Origin of the sequence: Microbacterium sp. No. 7 (assembly GCF_001314225.1) — a bacterium.
In the GTDB taxonomy this organism is placed as follows: Bacteria; Actinomycetota; Actinomycetes; order Actinomycetales; family Microbacteriaceae; genus Microbacterium.
Genome location: NZ_CP012697.1, coordinates 2,549,935 through 2,576,039, shown reverse-complemented (window position 1 = coordinate 2,576,039; position 26,105 = coordinate 2,549,935). Strand labels below are relative to the sequence as shown.

The window sequence follows — 26,105 nt, the reverse complement described above, 5'->3', positions numbered from 1 at the left end:
AGGCGGCCCGCGGGGGCCGTTGGCCTCAGAAGGCAGACGGTGCGGCCCTGTAGCCGGCTTTGGCGATAGCGGCGACGAGGTCATCCACGGAGATGCGCTCGGCGTCATGGTCGACCTCGATGCGGGCGGAGGCGAAGTGGACCTTCACGTTCTCGACACCCTTGAGTCGCCCGACCTGCTTCTCGATCTTCGCCACGCACGACGGGCAGGAGAATCCCTCCGCTCTCAGGACGGTGTGAGTGGTGGTGGGGGTGGAGGTGGAGGTGGCCATTGTGGACCCCTTTCGTGATGTGTTCCTTATTGGTACCTTCACGATAGGTTTGCGGCGCCCGGAACTCCTTGACATAGATCATGTTCGGTGCGCGCCTGCTACCGAGGCGTCGCTGCCGCTGCCGCTGCCGCTGCCGCTGTCCGGTCCCGCGGCGCCGATGCCGACTCCGGTAGACTTGCCACATGCCTGTGGATGATTTGTGCGTCAGCCGCGTGCCGATCTTCCAAGGACTCACCCGCGAGGAGCAGTTGCGGGTCGCGGAGTTCGTCCGCCCGGTGCATGTTGCCAAGGGAGAGACGGTCTATTCGCCAGGACAGTCGGTGTCGCGTCTGTTGGTGATGCACAGCGGACAGCTCAAGGTCAGCCATGCGGCGGCCAATGGCCAGGAACAAATCCTGCGCACGGTGACCGACGGTGATGTCGTGGGCGAACGGGCCTTCCTGACCGGCCACCTGCCCAATGACCTCGTCGTCGCGCTGGAAGACAGCCGGATGTGCGTCTTCGACCACACCGACCTCTCGGCCCTGCTGCGCGACTACCCTGATGTCGGTCTGCGGATGCTGCGGACTCTGTCCGACAGGCTCGCCTCCGTCGAGCGATTGCTGGCCGCCATCACCTCCAGCGATGTCAGTGCCCGCATCGCGGCCTACTTGCTGGATCTGCCCGGCAGCATCCGAGATGGCGTGCCCACAGTGTGGCTGCCGTTGGCGAAGTACGAAATCGCCTCCTATCTGGGCACCACGCCAGAAACTCTGAGCCGACGCCTTGCCGCGCTCTCCGCCTCCGGTGTCATCGAACTCCACGGGCGTCGTGATGTCACGATTCTCGACATTGATGGGCTCGAACGCGTAGCCACACCTCGATAGACCGGTATCGCCATGGCTTGGCTAAAGGTGGCGTGCGACCGGGCCCGTATGCGGCTTGCCCCGTCCTCGGGTGCGTAAGCATGGTCACATCAGCATCATGAGGATGAGAAATAGCAGGAAGCCGCCGGCTGCCATCGCGATGGTGCCGGTGCTCTCTTTGATTTCGTAGGCTTCGACCAACAGCTCTGCGACGGCGGTGAAAAGCAGGGCGGCGGCACCAAAGCCGAGGCCTGCGATCAGCACGGGGGCTGAGACACCGGCGAAGACGACAGCGCCGAGCACCGCGCCGATAGGCATCATGACCGCAACGAAGGCGCCGACACCGATCGCGGTGCCGAGGGAGCCGCCGCCCGCGCGCGCGGATCCCGCTGTGGAGGCGGCGACGAACAGAAGCTCGATCGACAGCGCGATCGCGATCAAGAGGGCTGCCGCCCCGCCGGCGGACAAGGCGATGCCGATGATGGCGCCGTCGATCAAGACAACGACCGCGAGGGCGACGACGAGGCGAGCAGCCCGTCGAGTTCTTGAAGGCTGTCGGGCATACGGGGCAGCCACCCGTCGGCGACCCATGCGTTCCGCGGCGAGGTCCCTAACTCGCTGTGGGTCCGGTCGTTGTAGGTGCCGATGAATTCGCCGATCGCACGATCGAGCCCTGCGAGGTCGAGGACAGGCGTTGGTGTCCGGCTGCCGGGTCCGAGGTGGCCGGGTAGCGTGGCCAGGAGTTCGGTGTTGATGGTGCCGAAGAACCTCTCGATCTTTCCTCGCCCTTGGGGTCGACCGACGGTCGAGTGGATGATCCGGGTGTGCAGGGCGAGAGCGGTCCGCTCGAGGTGGTGGCTGATGAAGTCGGAGCCGTGATCGACGTGCAGGATGTCGGGGATGCCGCACATCGCCCACGCTGGGTCTGTCTTTCGCCAGATCGCCTGCCGAAGAGCGAGGGCAGTGTTGATGGCTGAGGGGGCGCCGGTGAAGACCATGTATCCGCAGATGGCGCGGGAGTAGTCGTCCATCACCGTGGTCAGCCAGGGGCGGTCGGGTTTTCCGTCGGCGCCGACGATGAGGATGTCGAGTTCGGTGTGATCGGATTGCCAGGTTTGGTTGGGCTGTCCCGCGCGGCGGCGGAAGACGAGCTCGTGCTTGTCCCGATACGAGACCGGCCCTTCAAGTGCCAGGGTGACAAGGGCAGGATCGAGTGCTTGGACAATTTGCCGTACGGTCGCATAGGTCGGTGACGGCAGCTCGTGCGCTTGCGCATCCGCGATGGCAAGACGATGCAGCGTGGCGACACTGGGCCGTGGCCGAGTGAGCGCCAACCGCTCGACGAAAGCGACCGTCTCGGCCGAGGTTCGGCGGACACCCTTGTCTGTGCGCGCATGAGGGTCGAGGGCTGCGACGCCGCCTACTCGGTATGCTCGCCGACGGCGCCGACATCGCGGCGGTGTGCCGGGACCTCGGAGTCTCCGAGCAGACGTATTACCGGTGGCGGAACCAGTACGGCGGGCTCAAGGCCGACGACGCGAAACGGCTCAAGGAGCTCGAGAAGCAGAACGCAACCTTGAAGCGGCTGCTCGCGGAGGCGGAGCTGGAGAAGGCGGCGCTCAAGGAGCTGGCTGAGGGAAACTTCTAAGCCCGGACAGACGCCGCGCCGCCGTCGCTCACCTCAAGCGCAAGCTGCAGGTGAGCGAACGGATGGCGTGCCGTCTGGTCGGGCTCTCACGCTCCGCCTACCGGCGCCCGCGCAAGGGCGACACCGTCGCGGACCCGGACCGGGCGCTCAGGGACTGGCTGCGCGCCTGGGCGAAGAGCCACCCCCGCTACGGGTACCGACGCGCGTACCACGACGCCCGCGCCGAGGGCTGGGCCGTGAACCACAAGAAGATCCAACGCCTCTGGCGCGACGAAGGGCTCCGGGTCCCGCAACGCCGTCGCCGCAAACGCGTCGGGTCCTCCACCGTCGGCCCGCCTACAGCAGACGCACCGAACGTGGTGTGGGCCGTCGACTTCCAGTTCGACGCGGACGAGCAGGGCCGCCCGATCAAGATCTGCTCGATCGTCGACGAGCACACCCGTGAGTGCATCGGCGGGCTCACCGAACGGTCGATCACCGCCGACCGCCTCACCGCCCACCTCGAGGACCTCGTCGCCGTGCGCGGCGCCCCGGCTGTGCTCAGATCGGACAACGGACCGGAGTTCATCAGCGAAGCGATGGCCGACTGGGCCGGCACCCGCACCGGGCTGTCCTACATCCCGCCCGGCTCTCCGTGGCGCAACGGGTACGTCGAGTCGTTCAACAGCCGGATCCGCGACGAGTGCCTCAACATCAACAGCTTCTACTCACTCCTGCACGCCCAGGTCGTGATCGGCGACTGGAAGAACGAGTACAACCATCACCGCCGGCACTCCTCGCTCGGCTATATCGCCCCCGCCGACTACGCTCGGGAGTGCACCCATCGAATGGAAACCGACGACTCACAGATCGCCTGGACCTAACGAAGGGGGCGGCCCAGCACGACACCGAGTCCGAACGGAACGATGTGCGCCACCTGCAACGGATTCTCGGCCGATCCGTCTTCGCCGCAGACAGAGCACGAATTGGAGGCGGCGATCACCTTTCGAACGTAGCGAACTGGCCGTCGGCGCAGGTACGTCTGATGCTCCGCATCTGTGAGAAAGACTCGTCCATCGAAGCCGACGTTTCCACGCCTACCCATGGGCACCGCCGCAGGATCGAGTGCGCCATCGGTCGCATCATCTTCGGAACCGTCCGCACTGTCGGACATTAGGCGAGCGCCTTGTTGACCGCCGTTGACAGCGAACGCCACGCCTCACGCTCCGAATCATCGAGCGCTGCCGTCCCGTTCGCGCTCAACCACTTTGCGAAGGCGCGAGACAGCTTCCACTTGGACGCTCCAGGATGCTCGGCGACGAGAACCTCCATGAGAGGTCGAGTGGGCTGGCTCTGCACGGTCTCGACGCTGTCCCACCCGAGCTCGTCTCGAGCAATCTGAGCAAGTGTCTGACGCAGGAGATCCTCGATTTCGGCATGTTGCACGACGCTGATGTGATCACCAGTTCGGAGGATCCTCTTCGTGCTCAGAAGTTGCCACAGCGCCTCCTGTTCGGCGGCCAGATCGCCGGCAGAATCCGAGTCCAGAAGAGCCGCCACTTTGAGGCTCTGGCTGGTGAGAATCGTGCTGTAGTAGACGACCTTGCTTGCACTTCCGGCGGGAACAATTGCGATGTCGCCATCCAGCGCTGGTCCGCCGTCCGAGGAGAAGGCGGCGTTCAGTGCCTCGATGATGAGGAGGTCGGTGATGCCCTCAACCACCAGGTTCCGCTGGTGAGTGAACATGCTCTGCGCGAGGTCGTACCCGAGCGCCGCCTGGAGCGGGTAGATCGACTTTGGATCGTCGACGGCCAGGCGAGTATGGACTTTCGTCCCGACCTTGCGGTCCACCATCTCGACCACCCGAACGAGATCCAGCTCGTCCGCTCCCACCATGAAGGGGGAATGCGTCGTGTAGATGATCTGATTCCCCTCCGCCAGGGCGGACACAGTCTTGCGGAACTCTTGCTGTTTGAGCGCGTGGAGGCTGAGACCGGGCTCATCGAGTAGCAAGACTGCGTTTCGGAGATCATCCTTTGCCTGCGCATGGAAAACGACGAAAAATGAGACGAGCCAGCGGAAGCCCTCGCTTCGTTGGTCGAGTTCGACTGGAATCCCGAGTTCATCCTCGACGAGCGTCTGAAGGTATTGTCCGTCGACATCGAGCCGAAGCGTGAGGGAGTCATCGTTCCATACGCGACGAATCTCAGCCGTCAAGCGCGCACCAGCCGTCTGCAGCGCGCGCTTGCGTTCTGTGAGCCTGCGTTCGTGCGCGGCAAGAGCAGCCTTGTATCGTTCCTGCTCCTGGACATCGGTGTCATAGTTGACGCCCTTTGTAGGAGCCTCCGAGTCCATATTCGACAGCTCGCGGGCCGTGAATCCGAGAAACTTCAGCAACTGCAGGTTGCCGAAATCGTAGTCCAGGTCAATCTCGCCTGATTCCTCCCGTTCCGCGAGGCGGTTCAGGTGGATTCGTGGGCGCACCGAGAAGTAAGAGGAGAAGTAGACGAACGGTGGCAATTTCGACAGGAGGTGCTTGCCAACCTCGTCTTGTCCCTTCGCCTCTTTGACGACGGAATCCAGCGCATCCCAATAGCCTTCGGCGGCAGAACCGTCGGCGAACAGCGGCAATAGCGAATCCAGGTGGTCGCGAAGTTCATCCGCGGTTTCGCCACTGATCGGATCACTTTGGCCGCGGCTTGCCCTCCAGGCAGTCAGCCCCTGAGCGGCGGCCTTCGCGTCTTCGCTCGACTGCTTCGACATCGCACTCGTGAGGCGAACGATGCTCTTATCGACGTCTCCGAGCGAGACCGAAGGTTGCAGTCCCGTAACGCGGTAGGTGCGCTTGCCACTGAGCCAAGCCGTCATCTCAAGCCGGATGTCAGAGTCGTTCGCGAGACCAAGTCCCTCAACATCATTTGCGTCGGGCGTCAGGACGACCTTCGCAACGGCCATCCGCTCGCGATCCAGATTCCCGCGACGGATGTCATCAACCATCGGCGCGGGCGCGTCAAAAAGCCAGTCAATCTTGGGCGTGTCGGGCGTCGGACTAACGAGCTGGATCGCCTTCAGCAGCGCTGTCTTTCCTGCTTCGTTGATCCCAACCAGGATCGTCTTGTCAGCTTCAACGCCGAACTCTCCACTATCGACGATGCAGCGATAGTTGGTCACAACTGCTGATTCGATCCTCATCCCTGAGGCTCCTTCCGATTTGATTTCTTGGTCTGCGCACGCTCGGCGCAGTCGCCGCTTGCCCCTCGCTAGTTTTCAAAGCCGGAGCTCGGGTCGAACTTGAGGACGCGCGCGTTCTCGGAGATCGTGCGCACCTCGCCCTCGTCGAAGCCATCGCCCTTGCTCGCCTGGATGTCGATGGTGATCTCGAGCTTCGCGCCGGCGCCCGCAAGGCGATCGATGATCTCGCGGGTCACGTTTCCGATATCCCGTGAATAGCGATCGGGGTCGACCTTCACCGACCCGAAGTAGCGGCTCGGGCTTCGCTGTGCGGCGATGTCTTCGACCGCCGTTGTCGACTCCTCCGCTTCATCATCGACCATGACAATGTCGATCGGGCCCAGCTCTGCGGCACCCTCCTCAGATGCGCGCCGGGCGGCTTCCCGAGCGGCGGCTGCGCGGTCTGCAGATGCCTGCTCGTCTGCAATGTTCCAGTCCACGAGGAGCGTGCTATCGGTGACCTGGATCGCCACGTTGTGAGCCGGGGGCACGATCAGTCCGCGATAGCGTCTTGCGTCAGTGTCCTTCGTTGCCGCGATTGCGAACTTCTCGCCGTCGACGAGCACGGAGTTCACTGAGCGTTCGATGGCGGCGTCCAGAGTCTCTCGCCGCACGAGACGTGGCAGGTACACGTACCGTGCGAAGTAGCCCCAAAGTTCGCCGACGGTGATCTCTCCCTTGTCGCGCCACAGCTGACCGAGTTCCTGATGCAGTGTCGCGCCGAGAATTGGTGCGCCGAACTCGGTCACGAGCTGATCGTCACGGGAGAGCTTCGCGGCGACGCGCTCCGCGAGGGAGCGGCCGCTCGAGTCGGGCACTTTGTCCGTGATCAACTCGAACGGCTTGGTGGCGTCAAATTGCTCGGGGTAGACCGCCCACACGAAGGTGTCGCGGATCCGATCTGAGACGGTCCGGTCGAGACGCGTGACCCAGTCGTCTGTCTGCCTGCGCTGTTGCACCGATAGGTTGAGGCTCTCGCTGGTCGCCTGCACACGTCTCCACGCGAGGAAGCTACGAGCAGCGGCCTCGAGGCTCTCCAGTTCGCTCTTGTCGGCGACGAGGAAAACGAGCGTGTTGCGGTACACGCGCTGGCTGCCACCCTTGGCTTCGACCGCGTCACGCACCCACTGGTGGGCCGATGAGTCGGCACCGTCCGACTTGCGCCGCGAGTGGCGCGGGTGGACGATGACCAGTCGCGCGTCTTCGAGGTCGGGGATGTCAGCGCTGGATGCCGGGGCGACGTGCACTCGGTCGAATACACCGCGCGCGCGTTCCTCGATGCGGAGGCGCTCCGTGATTTCGTTCCAGACAGTCTCGACGTCTTCACGGAGCCGCTCGGCATAGTCGTTCGCGGTTTTCGTCACCGACGGCTGGGTGTCGAACCAGTAGTGACCCTGCTCCTCGTAGAAGTACGTCGAACGTTGCGCGAGCTGTTCGATCGCGCTGCCGAAGTTACCCAGCGTGTCACCGGGTGCGGCCGTGCCCAACCAGACGTACTGCTTGTCGAGGCCTTTTCGCGACGCCTTGATTCGAGGTGCCGCGCCCATGAAGATCGTGCGAGCGATGCGCTGTGTGACGAATCGCTGACCAAGGTTCGGACGATCCAGGTCGATCTGCTGCGCCATCGATCCAGGCCCGTCGATGTCGGAGTCGATGATTGGCTTCCATTGATCCTCGAGGTACTGGGTCAGATCCGTGTTGACGGTCGTGGCCTCGAGTGGCACGTTGCCGGGGAGGATCAGCGGTGAGGTGTCGTTGGATGCCCAGAGTTCGTGCACGATCGACGACACAAGCTTGAGCACGCCTCGTGTGCGCTGGAAGCGCTCGAGCGTTGACCAGTCCTCGTACAGACGGTCGAGCAACTCGGGATGCAACGGATAGGACGCACGGATGCGCTGCTCGTAGTCATCACTCGGAGCCGCGGCATCCCGCGGGAAAAGCGCCGTATTGCTCCGATAGAGCGTGACGAAGCTTCGGGCAACAGCGGAGATCGTGGTGAGGCCTTCAGCGTTGGGTGCCTGGAAGAGACGGCGTCGAACGATCTCAAAGGATTCGTCTTTGCTCGACGGACGCCACTGATCGGCGACACGGCGGATCACGTTCTGCAGACGCTCCAACGCAAGCTGACCGTTGGCGCCACCGATCTCGATGTCGCTTCCGCTCCCCGCCTCGCCGGTATCGGATGCCGGAATCGAAACGACCAGCATCGCTCCCGGCACTGACCGGACCACCTCGGTCAGCGACTGAGCGAACGTGAACTGCGTTTCGAACGATCCGGCCGGAAGCTCCTTGTCCGTCACAAGCTGCCGGGCGTATGCGACCCACTCGTCGATCAGGATCAGCGCGGGCGAGTACTTTGCGATCAGCGTGTGCAGCGCTTCGCCCGGGTTCGTGCCGGCACGGTCATCTGCCGCAATCAGGTCGTGCGCCTCGCGTCCGCCTAGCTGCCAGGCGAGCTCACCCCAGAGCGTGCGCACTTCGGTCCCGTCATCCTTGATGAGCGGCGAGCCTGCTTTCAGGTACGTTCCGACAAGCGCCACCCGCTTGGCCCCCAGCGCTACGAGATCGGGGTTGCCGTTCTCTGCGATGAGTTCTTGGAGCTCCTGCGGGAAGTCCTTCGCGGGGGTGTCACTGAAGAGGTGGTATAGCGCAAGCATCGAGTGTGTCTTGCCGCCACCGAAGTTTGTCTGCAGGTTGACGACGGGGCTCGCGTTGCCGTCACCGCTAACGCGCCGTAGCGCGCGGGACAGCAAATCTCGCAGACCCGAAGTGAGGTAGGTGCGGGTGAAGAACTCGACGGGGTCGCCGTACTCGGGGCTCGTCGCCTGACCGGTTCGGACCAAGTGCAGGTCGGCGGCGAACTCGGATGCGGTGAACTCGCCTCGCGCGACGTCGTCGTGAGGGCGAATGACCTCACGCCAGGGCCGCAACCCCGAGCCTGGGTCGAGGGAGACGATAGTGCGCTTGACCTGTTTACGAGTTTGGTCCTCGAAGACCGTGCGCTGAAGATCGATGCGGAGCTTGCGGACGTCCTCGGCGGAGTCAACCGCGCCGACCGCGTGAAGCAGGCGCTCGATCGTGTCGAGTGCCCGCGCGGCATCATCTGAACCGAACGGTTCGTTGTGAGCCCACAGATTGCGCGTCTCACGGAGCTCGGAACCGAACCCCTGCTGCGCGCGGGACAGCACGTCCTTAAACCGATAGCCCTGCTCCGTAATCGCGCGAAGCTGTACCTGAACGTCGTGCTTCGTCAGCGTTCGCGCCGGCCCACCCCGACGTTGGGCATCCTCTTGAGCCCAGGCGGCTGGCCAGTCCTGTGTGCCATAGGCCGCGGTCATCACTTCATCAACGGAGTCGAGTAGTCCTTCCGACAACAGGTCGAAAGCCTTGCCCACGCGGTCACGGTTGTTCATCGCCATCGAGCTCAGTCCCCATCCTCATCGAAGTCAAACGCTTGCTGCACTGCACGCGGCGCCCCCCCGTGCTTGCGCGCCTGCTCGTTCACGTCACCCCATGCGCTCACGAGGCCGTTGAAGAGAATGGCGTCCTTGGCGTCGTGCTTCTTCTCCGCCTCATGGAAAAGGAGAAAGCCGAGCTCCTTCACTGCGTCGAGATTCAACCGAGCCTGCACTGCCGGGAGCAACGAAGCGACCTGGTCAGCGCCGTGCTTGGCCATCACCGCAGCCAGACGTATGGTGGCCTCCCAGACGCTGACGCGCTCGTCGGTTTCAATATCCCACGAGTCCTCCAGTTGGCCGGGCGCAAGTAGTCGTGCCTTTCCGCCTTTGGTTTCGAATATTCCGCCGCGCTCGAGGGTTCCAATCGAAGTGTCTGAGGCGCGCGCCAACTGATCAGCGATGCCTGAGCTTTCCCGATCCCAGCCATACTGGCGATACCACTTCACCGCGAAGCGCGTGTCGGGGTCAAAGTCACTCTCTTGCTCGCCTAGGACCTCGTCCAGTGGGCCGCCCCCTTCGTTAGGTCCAGGCGATCTGTGAGTCGTCGGTTTCCATTCGATGGGTGCACTCCCGAGCGTAGTCGGCGGGGGCGATATAGCCGAGCGAGGAGTGCCGGCGGTGATGGTTGTACTCGTTCTTCCAGTCGCCGATCACGACCTGGGCGTGCAGGAGTGAGTAGAAGCTGTTGATGTTGAGGCACTCGTCGCGGATCCGGCTGTTGAACGACTCGACGTACCCGTTGCGCCACGGAGAGCCGGGCGGGATGTAGGACAGCCCGGTGCGGGTGCCGGCCCAGTCGGCCATCGCTTCGCTGATGAACTCCGGTCCGTTGTCCGATCTGAGCACAGCCGGGGCGCCGCGCACGGCGACGAGGTCCTCGAGGTGGGCGGTGAGGCGGTCGGCGGTGATCGACCGTTCGGTGAGCCCGCCGATGCACTCACGGGTGTGCTCGTCGACGATCGAGCAGATCTTGATCGGGCGGCCCTGCTCGTCCGCGTCGAACTGGAAGTCGACGGCCCACACCACGTTCGGTGCGTCTGCTGTAGGCGGGCCGACGGTGGAGGACCCGACGCGTTTGCGGCGACGGCGTTGCGGGACCCGGAGCCCTTCGTCGCGCCAGAGGCGTTGGATCTTCTTGTGGTTCACGGCCCAGCCCTCGGCGCGGGCGTCGTGGTACGCGCGTCGGTACCCGTAGCGGGGGTGGCTCTTCGCCCAGGCGCGCAGCCAGTCCCTGAGCGCCCGGTCCGGGTCCGCGACGGTGTCGCCCTTGCGCGGGCGCCGGTAGGCGGAGCGTGAGAGCCCGACCAGACGGCACGCCATCCGTTCGCTCACCTGCAGCTTGCGCTTGAGGTGAGCGACGGCGGCGCGGCGTCTGTCCGGGCTTAGAAGTTTCCCTCAGCCAGCTCCTTGAGCGCCGCCTTCTCCAGCTCCGCCTCCGCGAGCAGCCGCTTCAAGGTTGCGTTCTGCTTCTCGAGCTCCTTGAGCCGTTTCGCGTCGTCGGCCTTGAGCCCGCCGTACTGGTTCCGCCACCGGTAATACGTCTGCTCGGAGACTCCGAGGTCCCGGCACACCGCCGCGATGTCGGCGCCGTCGGCGAGCATCCTGTCGGCCTGCCCGAGCTTGCGGACGACCTGCTCCGGGGTGTGCCGCTTCCTGCTGTTCGTCATGATCTGACCAGTCTCCCTGCCCGCGACCGCGGACGACAGGACGACTCACATAACAACCGGACCTACGAAACGGGGTCAGCCCACCAGCGTCGCGTTGATCAAGAGCAGCGCGTCGCGAACACTCATGTCTGAGCCGTCCGACTCGCGAACTCGCGAGTAACGAGAAAACACCGCTATTCCGGGTCCGATCGCGGCTTGTGCGAGGTCAACGGGGGCAATGTCCCCTGACAGAAGGTCTCGGAGGGCGCCCGGGAGCTCGGACTTGAGAGCAGCGACGAATGCGCGGCGTGTCGTCGCCTGCGCGTCGAGCGGACGGGGCCGACACGCGAGGACAATCGAGGATGCAAGCGCGTTAGTACCTACACTCAGCATGCGTCCGCTGCGCTCGCTCCGCATCGGCCACGTTGCCGAGATTTCCCAACCCGCGCCGATCAGACCATCCAGCAGGGTGTGCCAGCCGGTCGACGATGTCCCGGCACCACGCGTGTCCTGCTGCTTGTATGCGTAGTACACGGTCATCGGCACGTCTGGGTTCGCTCCGTGTCGAATTCGCGAGAACACGCGGTTAAAGCCATCAACGAAGAACGCCGCTGCGTTGCTCTTACCATCATGACGATATTGGCTCGCGACCAATTCTTCTGACTTCGGCGTGAGAACGGTGCCGAGCGTCTTGCGATGAATGTCACCGATCGAACGCCTGAGCCAAACATAGAAGAAGTCCGAGAGATCGGCGTAGGAGATGTTGTCGTAGTAGGGCGGATCGGTGGACACGACGAGACCCTCATAAGACCTTGTCGACGCGTCGGCCTGAAGCGAGGTTCCGGGAAGGTTAGCGGAGGCCGGCATCGCCGCAACGCCAGCTGCCACCCACATCACATGAGAGAGGAAATTGCCGACAGAGTCCGAAAAAGGATTAATCTCTGCGTAGTCCCAGGCCATCGGGATCGACTGCCGAGCGAAAGTGTCGCGGACACCTTCTATGGTGTTGATCCAACTACAGGAAGTGGATGACCAGTCGGCCAACTTGCTTATCGCAAACGACAGATAGGTTGCAACTGCATCCCCATATGCAATTGCGCCGCGTCCGCCGTCTTCCAAGCGATCCCCGCGCTCCAACCCAGACGCCACTGCATCTCCGATGGCAGATGAGCGAGCCTCAGTGATGAGGTCGCTGAGGGTCGTGAGAATCGTCAACTGTCTGTTCGTGAATAGATCTGAGAAGCGGGTGAGGCCGTAGGGCGGCGTCCAAATGTTTCTCGGGTCGTACGGAAGTTCCTGGTCGGGCACGTCGGCGGGCCTCGCTACATTCGCGGCCAGGACATGCTCGGTGGTGGGGGGCAGATAGAGGCGTCCCCTCGTGCCGTCGGCGACGATCGCGATCAAATGCGCACCGAGCCGGCCAGCGGACCCTTCGGACTTGATGTAGTCGGCGGAGATGGGGGTGCCATCTGCGATGCTGACGGCACCGCGTCCGACGCGTGTGCCGTCGTCCGAACCAGTCGGCCCATGTGCATCCCGTCGGATGTCATACACCACACGGCCATCCCGGATTGAGGGGACAATGTACGCTTCTTTCCCCTTCTTCTTGCTAAGCCACCACGTAGCTACGATCGGCACCTCGATAGGGTTCGCAGGGTTGGGGTTCTGGACGGTGCGAGCCCAGATCCAGGCAATTACCTTGTGCTCCGTCCCACCGGGTGCTGTAACGGTGGGATAAGTGTCCGCCAGCCGCCGCTTCGCTTCGTCGCGAACGACTCTGCCGTATGCGCGGACGTCTTCAGCTAACCCTTCGGCGCGTTCCCATGGTGTGGCGCGGCCTTCTGCGTTCGGGCTTACGGGCGCGAGTCCCTCGAATCTGGGAGGGATCTCGATGAGCCCTTTGGTTCGGAGAACGGCCACCGGGTTCAAATCCGACGCGGAGGCATTCAGTCCGAGCCGCTGTGCTTCCAGCGGGATCGCACCACCGCCGGAGAAAGGGTCGAGAAAGGATAGCGGACTGCCAGGGTTGGACCGCTGAATCTCCTCCTTCGCCTGCGCCAGTAACTCACGGTTGTTCGAGTTCTCCCACCGAACGAGTTCTGCGAGCAGGGCGTGTAGTCGAGCACGTTCGGCATTCTGGGCTTGCTCGGTGGGGAACTCCTCCGGATGAGAGGACGGATCGTCAACGAGTTGCGAGAAGAGCACCGCTCGAGCCGTCGCGAGGGGTCGGGGAGCCCAATAGAGGTGCATCGTCGACGGGTGTCCCCGCCGAGGTACAGACTTCTCATGTTGAGCTGCATCGTTGATCGCCTTTAGGGGCAACGAGACCTCGATGAGCTTTCGCTTTGGTGCTGGTGACATTGTGTCGTTTCCGTTCCTGCCTCGAGTTCGTGCAAGTCCACTCACCGGGGGACATCTCCGCGATCCCAGTAGTCGCGCCAATCCTCGTTGTACGAGCGCGTGGTTACCGAGGGCTCGATATGAGTAAACGCGTCGAGCACGTAGCGCAACGTGTCATGCTCGGCGCCCTCTGGCGACACGCGCACGAGTGCGAGTCGGTGGCGGTCACCCTGGGTCTGGGCGAAGGTGACTTCATTCGTTGTGATGGTGAAGGTGTCCGATCCCGCGATCCGGCCTTTCACTTCGATGTAGTGGATGCGGCCCTCGGGGTCGAACGACTGGATGTCGTAGCCGGGATTGTTCCGAGGCATCTCGCGGGGACTGCGCCCGAGCGCGCGCTCAGCAGCAAGGGCAGCCTCGACCGCTCGACGTTCGACCATCTCGGTCTCGCGCGCGAAAGTGTGAGGAGCGGCATCCTTGCCCTCCGATGAGAGCTGCTGACTCGGCACGACGAGCGCTGATCCACGGACGACCGCCGGTAGCGCGACGAGTTGTGTGCTCTCGTCGAGCGCACGGAGCCGCCGATCCAGTCTCTCGTCGAGCTGCCTTGACCGCTGGAGCGCAGTCTCGGCGCGGACTCGTCCGATCGTTCCGCCGCGTTCGAGAGCTTCGAGGCGATTGTGCTCGCGATCCCAGTGGTTGATCTCAGCGAGGAGCCGATCCTTGACCTGCACGCGCGTACGGTTGACCTCCACCGCGATCCGAGCGCCGAGTTCGTCCATGCGGGGTGCAAGTCCGTCTCGGTAGGCCCACGCGCGGATGGAACGTTCGTGATCGCTCTTAACCCACTCGTCCGCGAGCACGGTGGCGATCGCCGCGGCTTCGTCCGCCTGCGGGGCGTCGTAGTCGAGGTAGGGAGGAGCCGAGGCAAGCGTTACTGTGCCAGCCGTGTCGAGGACGGGGTAATCGAAGTGGTGAGAGACAGTGTCGGCGTCAGGGGTGGCGTTCTGGATGCGCTGCTCAACCGCGTACAGCAGAGCGGTCTGGTCGGATTGCTGCTCACGACGGTCGACGAACACGGTTCCACGTTTGAGCACGGGGCCAAGGTCCTCGATGGTGAGTTCGATGACTGCTTGCAGCAGGGCATGACCGGGCGCGAGAAGCGCGGCCTGCGTCTGATGCTCGGGGCGAACGTGCGCGGTCTCGAAGGTGACCCGTTCGTATCGTTCGGATACGGGTGCCCAGCGGTTGAGCCTGCGGGCGGTGTCAATGATTCGCTGGGGCACGCGAGTGATCTCATAGCGACCCTTCTCGCGCCGACGAATGCGGCCGCCGAGGCGCTCGAAGGCCGGGATGAAGAACGCCGCGATGTACCCCGGTTGTAGCCGTCGCTCGCGGGCTTTCTCCATGCGTCCACGGATCTCCTCAAGATTCAGCGAGGAGTACATCTCTGGGTGGAGCGCGCGCTCGGCGACCATCGCGTCAAGACCGTGGGAGACGCTCGCATCGATAACGCGGTCGAGTTCGGCTTTGCGTTCAGGCTCGTCGCCATAGCGGATCGCTTCGATCAGTAGTTCGCGAAGCGACTTCTCCTGGAAGGCGTCCGCGTCGCCGAGGACGTTGAAGAGGTTGCCGTTGTATGCGATCGACATCTGATCGATCTTCGAGAGGAGTCGCGTGAACACATCGCCCTCACGCGTGTCCTTCGCGACCATGTTCCACAGGTGGCACACTTCGCGTTGACCGATGCGGTGGATGCGTCCGAATCGCTGCTCGATTCGGTTCGGGTTCCACGGCAGGTCGTAATTGACCATCAGGTGTGCGCGCTGCAGGTTGAGGCCTTCGCCGGCCGCGTCCGTCGCCAGGAGGACGACGGTGGTGTGATCGTAGGTGAACTTCTCGCGCGCTGCTTTGCGGTCTTCGCGGCGCGTCCCGCCATGGATTGTGATGACCGACTCCGGGCGGCCCAGTTGCGTTGTTATCTTCTGGCGGAGGTAGTCGAGGGTGTCTTTGTGCTCGGTGAAGATGATGATCTTGCGCGGTTCACCCGAGTCATCGTGGACCAGGAGCTGTTCGTCGAGGATGGTGCGGAGTTGCACCCACTTCTTGTCGTCGTCGAGGATTCGGACCCGGCGGGCGACTCTGATGAGGTCTTCGAGGATCGCGATCTCTGCGCGGAGCTCGCCAATCGACGCCGCAGCTGTGGCGAGATCGACGACTTCGTCGACGCGCGCCTCGAACTGGGCGCGTTCTTCTTCCGCGACCTCTTCGTCGAGGTCGTCGAATAGGTCTGGATCGAAGCTCGGTGTCGAGCCGGTCGAGTCCTCAAAGTCGAGAGCCACTCGGCCGGTCGACCACTCGTCAATCGTCGCCGTCATCGAGCTGGTGTAGCGCGCAGCGTCAGTCGCGCGCTGCCACTCGCGGAGTCGTGTCTCAAGTCGCGCTTGGCGGCGCTCAAGCGATCGGAGGATGGCTTCGGGGCTCGAGGCGAGGCGTCGCTGCAACACGGTGAGAGCGAAGCCGACGTTATTGCCGCGCTTCTTGTCGCCAGCTTGCGCGAGGCGTTCGGCGCGGCCCATCTCTGTGCGTACATAGCTGGTGACGAGCTCGTAAAGTTCGCGCTCCGGGTCACTGAGGTCGTATTCGACTGTGTAAGCGCGACGTTCCGGGAAAAGCGGCTTGCCTTCAAAGGTGAGGAGATCCTCTTTCACCATGCGCCGCATCAGACCGCGCGTGTCTGTGCGGTGCACGCCGGCCCGGAACTGGCCCTCGAAGCGGTCGCGGTCCAGCAGTGACATGAACAGCTGAAAGTCCTCTTCCTTGCCCGCGTGCGGTGTCGCTGTCATGAGGAGGAAGTTATGCGCGGTCTCGGCGAGCAGTCGACCCAGACGGAAACGCTTTGTCTCGTCGACCTGACCCGCCCACGACGAGTAGTGCGCCGACATGCGGTGCGCCTCATCAACGACGACAGCATCCCAGGTGACGTCGGAGAGCTGCTCGATCAGGTCGTCGCTGCGCGAGAGCTGGTCCATCCGCGCGATGAGGAATGGGTGCTCGGCGAACACATTTCGACCTTGCGCGTCGTCGACCATCAGGCGGTTGAAGATCTCGAACGAGAGGTCGAACTTCTGGGAGAGCTCTTCCCGCCACTGCTCTACCAGTCCGCCGGGCGCAACGATCAGTGCTCGTTCGCAGTCGGCGCGGAGGACGAGCTCCTTTAGGTACAAGCCCGCCATGATCGTCTTGCCGGCACCGGGATCGTCAGCGAGCAGGAAACGCAGCGGGATCCGCGGAAGGAGCTCCTCGTACACCGCGCGGATCTGGTGTGGCAGTGGGTCGACGTCGGAGCTGTTGACGGCAGCCATCGGGTCGTAGAGCGCGGCGTATTTGATGCGGAGCGCCTCGGCCGCGAGCCGAAACTCGTCAGGGTCGCCGTCGAACGCGGGGGCGTTGCCGAGCTCGGTGACCAGTTCGAGCTTGCCGGCATCCGCGTCGGTGATCATGCGTTCGCCAGTGCGGCCAGAGTCGTCGCGGAAGAAGATCTCGACAAGCGCATCATCCAGCGTGGTCACGCCGACAAGCGTCACCGGCTGCCCGGGCAAGACGCCGCGCAGGCGCTGCCCGGCGCGCAGTGAAGCGAGCGTCACTGTGGTTGTTTGCACGTGGTTCCTCCCGGAAAATGGCAAGTCGATCAGGATACGTCGGGCCGTCGACATCGCGGCTGGCTGAGTCAGTCCGGTGATCCAGCGTCCCCTCTACGCACCCAGGCATCAACCTCGCTCGCCTGGAACTTCCACAGACGTCCGACCTTGTGGGCCGGCATCCCCTTCTCGGCTATCCAGGCGTAGATCGTGTCTTTGGTGACGCCCAGGTGCTCGGCGATGTCGTCGGCAGAAAGCCATGGCTCGGACATTCACGCCCCCATGCGGATTGAGTCGGATTTATCCGGGTATGGCCGATCCTATCGGGACCCTGCGTCCGCGTCGCCCTTGGCGTGCCCTGTCTCGTCAACGGCCGTCAGCAGTTCCTCGAGGTGCATGTGGAGATCGTCGTACGCCTGCATGTAGAACATCGAGTCCATTTGGGATGGAGATGTGTTGTCCAGGTCGGCGAGGACTCCTCGAGCTTCGCGTATCGCTGTCTGGAGCCGGGTTTCGATCCCCGGCAGGCTCTGGATCCAGGTGTCGATCACGCTGAACGGGATCGGTGCGAAGTCATGGGCGTCGACGCCGACATGGAACTGGTGGCCGTTGGGGCCGCGGTCGCGAGCATGCGTGTGTCCGTGGAGCAGTGGGATGCCGTCGTCCCAGCGCGGGCGATGCGACGTGTGTCGATCCTGTTCCTGGCTATCGCCGCCGTAGGGATAGTGCGAGGCAATGATCCTGTACCCGTGGCGGGTTCCCTCGATGACCTCTGGGAGGATCTCCCAGCCCGCCGCTTCGTACACGGGCAGGAATCGTTCGATTGCCCGCTTCGACTGAGTCGCGGGTGAGACGCGATCGTGGTTGCCGGGTACGAGCAGCCGGCGCCCGTTGAGCTGCGCGGTGAGCGCGATAGATTCTTCGATCGGGCCGAGCGCCAAGTCACCAAGGTGGAGGACGACGCTGGCGGGCGCGACTATGTCGTTCCACCGGCGCACAAGGTCGTCGTTCATCTCGTCGACGGTGGAGTACGGACGATCGGCGAGTTCGCTGATGCGGGCGTGGCTGAAGTGGGTGTCGGAAGTCACGAAGTCGACTTGATCGAAGTCGAACCACGGGTACTCACGCACGGGGAGATTCCTCCGCTCCGGCATCGATGCCGAACGCGCTGAGCAGCGTTCGCTCGATGTCGGTCACGGGCTCTGGTGGCAGCCCGGCGATCTCGTCAGCGAGGGTCTGCATAGCGGTGTCAATCGAGTGCCGGTTTTCGTCGCGCCACGCGCGGATCGCAGGATCTCGCAGTAGTCCTGAATCTGCGCTGCCGTCGTGCCCGCGGAGGAGTTCGGTGTCGACGACAGATCCCACCACGCGGGCATCAACTGTGCTGCTAGATCTCAGAATGGTGAGGTACGTCGTGGCATCTGAGTCCGACACCTCCGCGAGGTAGCGCTGAATATCGCCGTAGTCGCTATGAGTCGTCTTCACGTGCGAGACCGTGATCGTGCGGCCGGCGATGGAGATCTCGCGCATCTTTCCTCCTCGATCACAACCGGACAACGCATCAGGTGTCGGCGTTTCGTTCAGTCTCGGGTTCGCGATGAATCCGTCCGGGCCGAACAACATCGTCGTGGCCGGGAATGAAGGCGATCGCACCGATCCGCGCCCAGTAGCTGATCAGCCAGCGCTGCAACAGCTCGACCTGCGCGCGGCGTTCGGGGAGCGTGCGAGCCGGGTCCTCGATAACCTCGTCCCACGCGATGCCCGCGAACATCGCATCCAGTAGCTCGGCGCACGAGGGACCTGTCCCGTGTCGATCCCACCACGCGATCGTCAGTCGTCCCGCCTCCGCCGCGTTGCGAGACCCAGCGGGCTCCTCGATCGTTCCTATCAGGGCGTCGAGGTACGGGTCTTCCACCGCCAAGACGAATGACTCTTGGTTCAGCTCCGCAGTGCCCATACAGTGCACAATGCCATACGCACTAGGCCTCAACTGGTAGATCGCGGCCAGTCATTTGAAGTAGGCGACCTGGTCAGCGGAAGGTGAGGTCGGGAGGCGCGGCCGGCAACAGGTCGGTGATCTGCACATCGAGCACCTGAGCCACGGCCAAGAGTGTCTTGACTGTTGGGTTCGCGGGAGTGCCCGGCCGCGATTCGCCCTTCTCAAGCTTCTGGTACGTATAACGGCTCAGGTTGGACTCGTACGCAACACGGTCCTGGCTGTAGCCAACGCGCGCTCGCTCCCGCTGGATATTCTGACCGAGTTCGCGGGCATAGCTATCCCATGTGTCGGACGAAGCTGCATGGGAGGGCACTCATCCAGAGTCGCGATCTGGCCTCCACGGAAAGGCCTAATCCGTATGGCTTTCTTCGTCATCGATGAGGAATCTGGAAACAAAGACGCCCTCCCGAGGGAGGGCGTCGGGCCACGGTTGGGATGAACAACCGGGCGGGGTGTATCCACACTATACACACGATCGCTGGTAGGAAGGTGAGCACCTCGCGTATCGATTTGGAGTCGTCTGTTGCCAGCTTTACCCGTACCTGGACCACCGCACGAGCGCCTCATCGTCTACATCGACGGCTTCAACTTCTATCACGGCATGCACGACAAGTTCGGCCGCTCGACGCTCTGGATAGACTTCGTCGCACTCGCGCAGAGCCTCCGCCCGCGCAGCCACATTGTCGCGGTGAAATACTTCACCGCGCCTGTGTTGGGCGATGCGGGGGCGGCGAGTCGCCAGGCCTACCATCAGGCTGCGGTCGCCGCGCGTCACCCCAACGTATTCAGCGTCACGCAGGGCAGGTACCAGGCGAAGACGGTGACGTGCTTCAACTGTCGCGCTACGCGTATTGCGCACGAGGAGAAAGAAACCGACGTCAACATCGCGGTTGCCCTCGTCGGCGACGCTGCCTCGAGCGCTATGGACTCGGCGCTGATCATCAGCGCCGACAGCGATCTTGCTCCCGCAGTCAGAGCGGCCAAGCAGTTCCGCCCGCACATGTTCATCGGCGCTGCTTTCCCGCCCAAGCGATTCTCGAGCGAGCTCAAGCAGCTGATGCCTGCGTCGTCACAGATCGGGCGTGACAAGATCCGCCAGGCACTCCTTCCCGAGACCTTCAGCGTCGCAGCGAGCACCTATACGCGCCCTCCGAAATGGTGCTGAAGCAGGAATCACCGGCTGCCGACTGAACCCGCCGGGCGCTTCATCGGGGTGACGTTACGGGTCGGGTCGTCGCCCCGCAGGAGTTGATTCTCTACGTGCAGCTCGGCGACGGTGGTGGCGGCGATCGTCAGATGTGCTTCGAGGTCGCTCAGTCGCTCACGGAGCTTCTTGATCTCGGCGGTACGGGCAGCAAGCGAACTTCGCAACGACTCGATCTCGCGATCACGGGGCTGGGTCCCGTCGACGCGCCGAGCCCACTCGTCCATGACTGCGGTCGCACGGTTCATGGTGGCGCGGCTGACGCCGGCTTCGCGATAAAGGTTCTCCTTGTTGATGCGGCCGTCGGTTCGGACTGCCACCCCACTGAGCAGCCGCTCCATCGCGTCGCGTAGCTTGCGTTCTGTCCCGGCAGTGATCTCAGGCATCCGTGAACTTCCTCGTGACTCGGCGAACATCCTCGAGCTCGGCTTCGAGCTGTTCGCGATTGTGTGCCGCCATCTTTCGGTCGCGAAGCTTCGCGACAAGGTCGCGTTCCTCCGCGATCCAGATCGACGCGTGCTCCTCCGTGACGACGGAGTTGCCACACGTGGTGGGCTGGCACCGATTGGGCATGACTGCACCTCCGGCGATTGCGTCGGCTGGCAGACCTTTCAAGCACGCTGCCTGGTCGGGGATGCCGAGGCAGTGATTGACGGTTCCCCACCGGAGCGTGCTGAACCGATCGCGGAGGAGCGTGCGCAGCGTGCGTTCGTCGCCGACTTTGACCGCGTTGCTCGCGACTGCATCAATCTTCTTGAGTTCGTCTCGGAACCGCTGAGCGCCCGCGCCCGCGAGCTTCATCTCGTGGTCACGGTGAGAAGACCAGGCGCCGACCAACCGCGACGCGACGGCTTCTTGGAGCTCATGCTCGAACTCCGCGGCCCATTCAGGTGTCTCGCTCGCGTACCCGGAGGTCGTGCCGTTCGCGACAGCGCGCCGAGCAGCGTGCTTGAGCTGGATGCCGAGGGCAATCTCGCCGTCTGGCTGTTGCGCGGTGATCACGGCCATCGTCCGCCGGAACATGTGCGGAGCGAGATGAAATGCGGGGATCATGTCGAGACCGGCGTCGAGGTCCTGACCATTGAGTTGCGAGATGAACTGTTTCAGCTCACTATGTCGATCGAACCTACCGGCTCCGTCTTGCGCTCGGTGTTCACGGCGAACAGAGCCGAAAACGTCGTCACCGAGAGCGAGTTTTTCGGCGACGACGATTGCCTGCGCGACGGGTTCGATGATCCACCAGTTGCGTCGCTGTGTTCCGCGTCGACCTTTTCGGAGCTGGGATGTGACAGCAGGTGCGCCGTACGACGTCGTGAGCGCCCCCTTCTTGATGCTCAGCAGCTCCGAGTCGCGCATCATCGTGAGAGCCGCGCAGAAGACGTAGCACGCGTTGCGGAGGAGCTTCAGCTGAGCGCGAATCGTCGCCGGGTCGAATCCGTCGATCCATGGTCCGACGGATCCATCGGAGCGTTCGACCGCTGTTGCCGGTGTCGTGAGACCCCCGCGGACGGTCGAGAGCGTGCCAGCGGCGATCGCCTCAATGACGTCCTGACGTCGGCGCACGATGTCAGGCCGGTCCAGTTCGGCGAAGAACTGCTTGCTGTGACCGTCTGACACGAGCAGGGACAAGAGCGTCCAATGAATCTCGCCCTCGCGGAATCGCCCATACGTCATGCGGTGCATCGGCACTGCACTCCCTGGCCTCGAGATCCACCTCGCGAGAGCCTCTTCGGGATGTTGAACTCTCGTGCGCTGGCCTCTGGGTCGGTCGAGCGCCGACCACTCTGCTGCGGCCGCGAAGATGTCGTGCGAGAACACATCGATGTACTGCCAGCACGCCCGAAGCAACGGCCACCAAACCTGCGGCGGGATCACCGGCGTGCTCAGCTCGGTGCTCGACTTGCGTCCGCTGAGCGCGATCGTCGTGATCTCACCCCACGGGCGAAACAGAACGCCGCCGCCGGTGAGGACTGTCGCGTATGTGTGGAGTTCGCGGACCGCATCGACTGATTGCCTCGTCCGCGAATGGATCCCCATCTTCTTGACATCGGTGAGGAAGCTGTCGAGGTGCGACTGGTCGAGATCGCGGAGTGGATGGCCCGGGAGGTTCTCGGCGTGCCACGCGGCGAACCTTTTCAAGCCTTCGAGCTTCGAGCGAATCGTCTTCACGTGAGCAGGCGTTGCTCGCAGGTAGATCATCTGATCGCGCAGCACGGGGTGTACAGGGTTGAGAAGTGCCATCGCGAGTTCGCGAGCACGAAGGTTCCACGCGCCGCTGAACGAGTCGAACAGCAGAACGGAGGAGTGTCGGCCGGCCGCCGGGTTCCACCCCAGCGCACCGAGCTCCCAACGATCCTCATTTCCGAACAATGGGATCGGGTAGTCATGTTCGAGTTTGCGATCAGAGACGACCGCCGTATCGCCTGCCCAGTACTCGCTCGCTGAAGGCGACAACCGTTCGGCGGAGTGCCCGCGGTCGACGGTCATAAGTGGATTCCTCTCTGGCTGAGTGGCACATGGACCGCGGCGGTCTCGTGCGCAGCCCGCGCATTCTCGAGCTCCGTCGTGGAGAACTCGTGGAGAATGCGCTCGACGTTGACCAGCTGTTGGCCGTGTACCGCCGCGAACTGGGCTGGAGGCATCTCGTTCTCGTGATTGCGGAGTATCTCTCGGTACGCGAGGACTCGCGGGAGGTGGTCGGCGAACACGATGGCATTCGGGCACGCAAAGCACATGGACGGCCGGTGCTCGCAGAGCCGGCCCGCTGGCGTGAAGGGTGATTCGTACGGTGACGTGCACTGAGTCACATTGATTCCGTGCTCGGTGGTGCTCGAGGCCAGCTCGGCTGCGGCGGCAGCAGCGAGGTCGCCCGCAGCATCGTCGACTGTGCTGGCTGCCGCATGGACGAAGAGTGGCCCTCGTGCTCGATCGAAGACCTGGTGCTGCGCCGCGTTGACGGCGATGCCTGCCAGAACGTGCACCGTCGTCGACTGCGCGTAGTGGCGTTGGTAAACGGCGATGCTGTGGTCGTTTCCCGCCGCGGCGTCTGCGCTGCGGAGCACTGCTGCCCGAACACTCTTCACTGTCTTGCGCAGCCGACGGGAGTCGTATGGCCTGGATATCTCAGGAGAGATCGACGTCAAGAGCGACGTGAACGGACGACGAGAGAATGACTCCTGGCGCGCGACGAGATGTCTGGACGTGGTTCGGTGCACAGTCAGGAACAAGGAGTCTGCGTCCGGGGCTCCCACCTCATTCGCTTCCTCCCGAGCTGCTTCGGTCACGGCGATCAGTCGAAGGATGAGATCCCCAGCTCGCCATCCGTTGCCCGACTCGGTGATGGTGCAGCGCACGGTTCGAGTCCGGTGCGCCCGTGCCTTGCGGAGTCTCACGCCGAGGGAATCGGTTGTGCGCTCGATATCCGAGAGCCGCACGCCCGACCACTCTTCCGGCGCCGCACCGCTTTCTAACTGCAGCAACGTGCGGAACGCAACGAGGTCCTCACTAGTCGGATAGAGGTGCGTCAGCAGGTGGCGCGTGATCGGACCAGCATCAGAGTGGGTCATGGACTTCTCACCTGCGAAGTCCGCGTGGAAGTCGCTGAGCACGCCAGCACCGCACGCACGGACGAGATCAGCCTCTATCGATGTACCCGGAAGTCGGCCGAGATGGCGGACGCCCCAGAGCACATCGGCGCCACGGTTCCATCCTGCGACTCGGGGGTCCTCGCCGGTGAAAAGGATCCGACGTCCGACCGCAAGACGCGTCTCCAGGTCGCGGATTCGGGCACGGCAGGCGTCACGTATGGCGAGGCGCTCCGCGTTCGAGAACTCATCCAGCGGCGTGGAGTCTCCGCCCTGGTGTAAAACGCGCGCCTGGGCCCAACGAAGCGTGGCCTCGCTAACCTCATGACCGTTGGCTGCGTGGACGCGGACGAGAGCGCGGATCTGCCTGCCGTACCTGTTCGGGATCGCGCTCTCGGGCGCGTAACTGCCAGCCAACGCAGACTCCCATAAGTGGAACGCGTCGGTGATGGCGAGACCTGGCGACGCCAAACTCGCAGTGCGCGGACACACATCAGGCATGCCGCGCAGAAGACTCATGAGAGCCCGCCGGTATTGATACGCGGTGCCATCGGACTGACCAATCGTTCGACGCATTTCGATCAAAGCATCGGAGAGCTCCGCGGCAAGTATCGGGTGCGCGAAGTCGAGCGGGGCAACCGTTCCGTCGAGCTTCGTGGTCGGCAGAACGAACGACATCCGACGCGGGGCGAGGTCGACGTTGCTCACGCGGCGTTCCGATCAGCGAGGACCGCGTCTGCGAACGTCATGGCCTCGTCGCTCCAGCTCTCGAACACGTCCTGAATGAGCGCATCAGTGTCCTCCACATACCGCAGGTAGACCATCGTCGTCGCAGGATTCGAGTGCCCGAGCAGCCGCTGGACAGTGAGTCGCGGGTTGATACTGATGTGCTCGGAGAGCGTGGACGGTCCGACGTTGCCGGCTCGTCGCTCAGCCTCGCGGGCGAGGGCGACCTCGGTCAGAGACTTCAAGAGAACGACAGCGAATGTGTGGCGCAAATCGTGCGGGGTGATCCGGACACGCCGACCGCCCATCTCTGCCTGTGCGAGATCCAGCGTGCGACGGCTCGCTGCCTCGAACGTGGCATGCCATTGCCGCCTACTGATCGGCAAACCGCCTCGGCCGACGAACAGGCCCAGCGCTTCCAGTCCCTCGTTCCGCTCCGTGACGGCAATTCGTCGCAGGCGCGGAGGGAGCTGGTGCAGCCGCCATCTCGACCGTCGGCCATCCACTCGTCCCCGCACGACGCCTGCCGACATGTCTATCTCATCAACGATGAAGAGTTCCGCGCGACGACGCCAGAGTGAGGCAGCCGACGCGCGGACGACGGCGCGGCGCTCTGTCTGGCGGTACAGGTCGACGGCACGGAGGGTCGTGAGGGGAATATGGACACGGCGGCGCTTCTGATACTTCGCGCATGCCTCGAGCAAGAGGGAGCCTCCGCTGTCGATTGACGACGGAATTTCGACATCGAGCAAAGTTGAGAACTCTCCGAGGCGCATCCCAGTTGTCACCGCAAGTTGGGCGCCCGCTTGTGAGCGCAAGCTGGTGCTACCGCGCCAGCTTTCGTCCAGGTCGCCGCTCGCAGTTCGTCCGCCGAGCCCGACCTCACGGAACGTCCGCCACTGCGATTGCGTCAGCGGTCGTATGTCCGGCTCACTCGTCCAACGCGTTCGGAGTGGCGACGACTTCCCGATGGTGATCCACGGCTCACGCTGGATCTGCCCGGTTTGCGTGAGCAGCTGGTAGATCCCACGAATGACGACGACGTCGCGCTGCCACGTCGTATGCGCAACCGGTCGCTCGGAGCCGTTCAGCCGCCATTCGCGATATGCGACGATGTCGTCACTCGTTGCATGGATCACGTCCGTTCGCCGTGCGTCGAGGAAAGCGGCGAACCGCCGTGCGTCGTATGCGTAGGCGCGAAGTGTTGCTCGGTCTGCCGACGCTGCGACGATTCGGAAGTACGTCAGCCACGGCTCAACCGGGCGCCAACCATCGTCGAGAAGGATCGGCATCCCCTCGGGTAGTGGGCGGCCGCGCGAGTAGAGGTCGCCTATGCGCTCGTCGAGGTCGGCTGTGGCGGTGAGGCGGTGGTCTACGAAACGCAGGTGCATCGTGCTCCAGGGGTGCGATCGGGTGAGTGGTTGAGACACTGACCGAACGTACACATAACCGCTTGTGGCTCGGGAAACTTCCTTGTCCCGGTCCTGGCCCGCAAGCTCGTCACTGTCCAGCTCCGTCACGGCAAGAGCGAGT

Annotated in this window: 20 protein-coding genes and 2 pseudogenes; 3 read left to right on the top strand and 19 right to left on the bottom strand. The window is 63.6% G+C overall.

Translation table 11 applies throughout. The annotated features are described in order from the left end of the window. Nucleotides 1-25 precede the first annotated feature (25 nt). Nucleotides 26-271, bottom strand: coding sequence for a heavy-metal-associated domain-containing protein (locus AOA12_RS11900; RefSeq protein WP_054682994.1), 246 nt, complete (start codon nt 269-271; stop codon nt 26-28). A gap of 182 nt (nt 272-453) precedes the next feature. Here AOA12_RS11900 and AOA12_RS11895 point away from each other — a divergent pair, with 182 nt between their 5' ends. Then, nucleotides 454-1,137, top strand: coding sequence for a Crp/Fnr family transcriptional regulator (locus tag AOA12_RS11895; protein WP_054682993.1), 684 nt, complete (start codon nt 454-456; stop codon nt 1,135-1,137). An 84-nt stretch (nt 1,138-1,221) separates the two neighbouring features. Here the strand turns inward: AOA12_RS11895 and AOA12_RS24095 are convergent, their stop codons facing one another. Further along, the gene (locus AOA12_RS24095) at nt 1,222-2,025 is read right to left on the bottom strand and encodes a ZIP family metal transporter (RefSeq protein ID WP_335337377.1); all 804 of its coding nucleotides are present in this window, start codon (nt 2,023-2,025) and stop codon (nt 1,222-1,224) included. Further along, nucleotides 1,920-2,450 (bottom strand): annotated as a pseudogene (locus AOA12_RS24090) (DDE-type integrase/transposase/recombinase); the annotation flags it as partial. The pseudogene AOA12_RS24090 and the gene AOA12_RS24095, both read right to left, overlap by 106 nt. 95 nt (nt 2,451-2,545) lie before the next feature. On the opposite strand from AOA12_RS24090, the pseudogene AOA12_RS11875 reads away from it, so the two are divergent. Continuing rightward, a pseudogene (locus AOA12_RS11875) lies at nt 2,546-3,627 on the top strand (IS3 family transposase); the annotation flags it as partial. On the opposite strand, the gene AOA12_RS22655 reads toward AOA12_RS11875, so the two are convergent. The 12 genes from AOA12_RS22655 to AOA12_RS11815 all read right to left on the bottom strand — a co-directional run bounded on the left by AOA12_RS22655 (nt 3,624) and on the right by AOA12_RS11815 (nt 19,371). Next, entirely contained in the window at nt 3,624-3,917 is a 294-nt protein-coding gene (locus AOA12_RS22655; protein WP_231637072.1) for a hypothetical protein, read from the bottom strand. The pseudogene AOA12_RS11875 and the gene AOA12_RS22655 sit on opposite strands and share 4 nt — an antisense overlap. Continuing rightward, entirely contained in the window at nt 3,917-5,935 is a 2,019-nt protein-coding gene (locus AOA12_RS11870; protein WP_054682989.1) for an AAA family ATPase, read from the bottom strand. The genes AOA12_RS22655 and AOA12_RS11870 overlap by 1 nt, the downstream gene beginning before the upstream one ends. A 68-nt stretch (nt 5,936-6,003) precedes the next feature. Then, nucleotides 6,004-9,393, bottom strand: a complete 3,390-nt coding sequence (locus tag AOA12_RS11865) for a DUF499 domain-containing protein (RefSeq protein ID WP_054682987.1) — start codon at nt 9,391-9,393, stop codon at nt 6,004-6,006. Between the two features lie 5 nt (nt 9,394-9,398). Further along, nucleotides 9,399-9,878: a hypothetical protein gene (locus AOA12_RS23150; RefSeq protein WP_197280912.1), complete on the bottom strand. Its 480-nt coding sequence runs from the start codon at nt 9,876-9,878 to the stop codon at nt 9,399-9,401. A 73-nt stretch (nt 9,879-9,951) separates the two neighbouring features. After that, a protein-coding gene (locus tag AOA12_RS11855; RefSeq protein WP_143003726.1) for an IS3 family transposase occupies nt 9,952-11,099 on the bottom strand; the annotation gives its coding sequence in 2 pieces (ribosomal slippage) (nt 9,952-10,829 and nt 10,829-11,099; 1,149 coding nt in all). A gap of 75 nt (nt 11,100-11,174) precedes the next feature. Beyond that, complete coding sequence (locus tag AOA12_RS22650) at nt 11,175-13,439, bottom strand: DUF1156 domain-containing protein (protein ID WP_082406203.1); 2,265 nt, start codon at nt 13,437-13,439, stop codon at nt 11,175-11,177. Between the two features lie 41 nt (nt 13,440-13,480). Beyond that, a complete protein-coding gene (locus AOA12_RS11840; RefSeq protein ID WP_082406201.1) occupies nt 13,481-17,134 on the bottom strand; it encodes a helicase-related protein in 3,654 nt (1,217 codons plus the stop codon). Between the two features lie 14 nt (nt 17,135-17,148). After that, nucleotides 17,149-17,331 carry a helix-turn-helix domain-containing protein gene (locus AOA12_RS11835; RefSeq protein ID WP_054682976.1) on the bottom strand — a complete coding sequence of 61 codons (183 nt, stop codon included), beginning with the start codon at nt 17,329-17,331 and terminating at the stop codon, nt 17,149-17,151. 48 nt (nt 17,332-17,379) lie between these two features. Next, the gene (locus AOA12_RS11830) at nt 17,380-18,189 is read right to left on the bottom strand and encodes a hypothetical protein (protein WP_054682974.1); all 810 of its coding nucleotides are present in this window, start codon (nt 18,187-18,189) and stop codon (nt 17,380-17,382) included. Continuing rightward, entirely contained in the window at nt 18,182-18,589 is a 408-nt protein-coding gene (locus tag AOA12_RS11825; RefSeq protein WP_054682972.1) for a hypothetical protein, read from the bottom strand. The genes AOA12_RS11830 and AOA12_RS11825 overlap by 8 nt, the downstream gene beginning before the upstream one ends. 31 nt (nt 18,590-18,620) lie before the next feature. Next, entirely contained in the window at nt 18,621-19,016 is a 396-nt protein-coding gene (locus AOA12_RS11820) for a hypothetical protein (protein WP_054682970.1), read from the bottom strand. Between the two features lie 73 nt (nt 19,017-19,089). Further along, nucleotides 19,090-19,371 carry a helix-turn-helix domain-containing protein gene (locus AOA12_RS11815; protein WP_054682968.1) on the bottom strand — a complete coding sequence of 94 codons (282 nt, stop codon included), beginning with the start codon at nt 19,369-19,371 and terminating at the stop codon, nt 19,090-19,092. A 210-nt stretch (nt 19,372-19,581) separates the two neighbouring features. On the opposite strand from AOA12_RS11815, the gene AOA12_RS11810 reads away from it, so the two are divergent. Then, complete coding sequence (locus AOA12_RS11810) at nt 19,582-20,223, top strand: NYN domain-containing protein (protein WP_054682966.1); 642 nt, start codon at nt 19,582-19,584, stop codon at nt 20,221-20,223. Nucleotides 20,224-20,231: 8 nt separating this feature from the next. Here AOA12_RS11810 and AOA12_RS11805 read toward each other — a convergent pair whose 3' ends face one another. Genes AOA12_RS11805 through AOA12_RS11790 form a run of 4 tightly spaced genes read right to left on the bottom strand, consistent with a single transcriptional unit; the run spans nt 20,232 to nt 26,092 of the window. Continuing rightward, a complete protein-coding gene (locus AOA12_RS11805; protein WP_054682963.1) occupies nt 20,232-20,648 on the bottom strand; it encodes a hypothetical protein in 417 nt (138 codons plus the stop codon). Next, a complete protein-coding gene (locus AOA12_RS11800; protein ID WP_054682961.1) occupies nt 20,641-22,749 on the bottom strand; it encodes a hypothetical protein in 2,109 nt (702 codons plus the stop codon). Before AOA12_RS11800 ends, AOA12_RS11805 begins: the two co-directional genes overlap by 8 nt. Next, nucleotides 22,746-24,554, bottom strand: coding sequence for a hypothetical protein (locus tag AOA12_RS11795; RefSeq protein ID WP_054682959.1), 1,809 nt, complete (start codon nt 24,552-24,554; stop codon nt 22,746-22,748). The genes AOA12_RS11800 and AOA12_RS11795 overlap by 4 nt, the downstream gene beginning before the upstream one ends. Next, nucleotides 24,551-26,092 carry a tyrosine-type recombinase/integrase gene (locus AOA12_RS11790; RefSeq protein WP_156366485.1) on the bottom strand — a complete coding sequence of 514 codons (1,542 nt, stop codon included), beginning with the start codon at nt 26,090-26,092 and terminating at the stop codon, nt 24,551-24,553. Before AOA12_RS11790 ends, AOA12_RS11795 begins: the two co-directional genes overlap by 4 nt. Nucleotides 26,093-26,105: the final 13 nt, after the last annotated feature.

Excerpts from the sequence above, each read along its gene's own strand:
- AOA12_RS11870 (WP_054682989.1), bottom strand. The coding sequence starts at position 5,935 with ATGAGGATCGAATCAGCAGTTGTGACCAACTATCGCTGCATCGTCGAT.
- AOA12_RS22650 (WP_082406203.1), bottom strand. The coding sequence starts at position 13,439 with ATGTCACCAGCACCAAAGCGAAAGCTCATCGAGGTCTCGTTGCCCCTA.
- AOA12_RS11825 (WP_054682972.1), bottom strand. The coding sequence starts at position 18,589 with ATGCGCGAGATCTCCATCGCCGGCCGCACGATCACGGTCTCGCACGTG.
- AOA12_RS22655 (WP_231637072.1), bottom strand. The coding sequence starts at position 3,917 with ATGTCCGACAGTGCGGACGGTTCCGAAGATGATGCGACCGATGGCGCA.
- AOA12_RS11840 (WP_082406201.1), bottom strand. The coding sequence starts at position 17,134 with ATGTCGACGGCCCGACGTATCCTGATCGACTTGCCATTTTCCGGGAGG.
- AOA12_RS11805 (WP_054682963.1), bottom strand. The coding sequence starts at position 20,648 with ATGCCTGAGATCACTGCCGGGACAGAACGCAAGCTACGCGACGCGATG.
- AOA12_RS11895 (WP_054682993.1), top strand. The coding sequence starts at position 454 with ATGCCTGTGGATGATTTGTGCGTCAGCCGCGTGCCGATCTTCCAAGGA.
- AOA12_RS11820 (WP_054682970.1), bottom strand. The coding sequence starts at position 19,016 with ATGGGCACTGCGGAGCTGAACCAAGAGTCATTCGTCTTGGCGGTGGAA.
- AOA12_RS11900 (WP_054682994.1), bottom strand. The coding sequence starts at position 271 with ATGGCCACCTCCACCTCCACCCCCACCACCACTCACACCGTCCTGAGA.
- AOA12_RS11800 (WP_054682961.1), bottom strand. The coding sequence starts at position 22,749 with ATGACCGTCGACCGCGGGCACTCCGCCGAACGGTTGTCGCCTTCAGCG.
- AOA12_RS11865 (WP_054682987.1), bottom strand. The coding sequence starts at position 9,393 with ATGGCGATGAACAACCGTGACCGCGTGGGCAAGGCTTTCGACCTGTTG.
- AOA12_RS11835 (WP_054682976.1), bottom strand. The coding sequence starts at position 17,331 with ATGTCCGAGCCATGGCTTTCTGCCGACGACATCGCCGAGCACCTGGGC.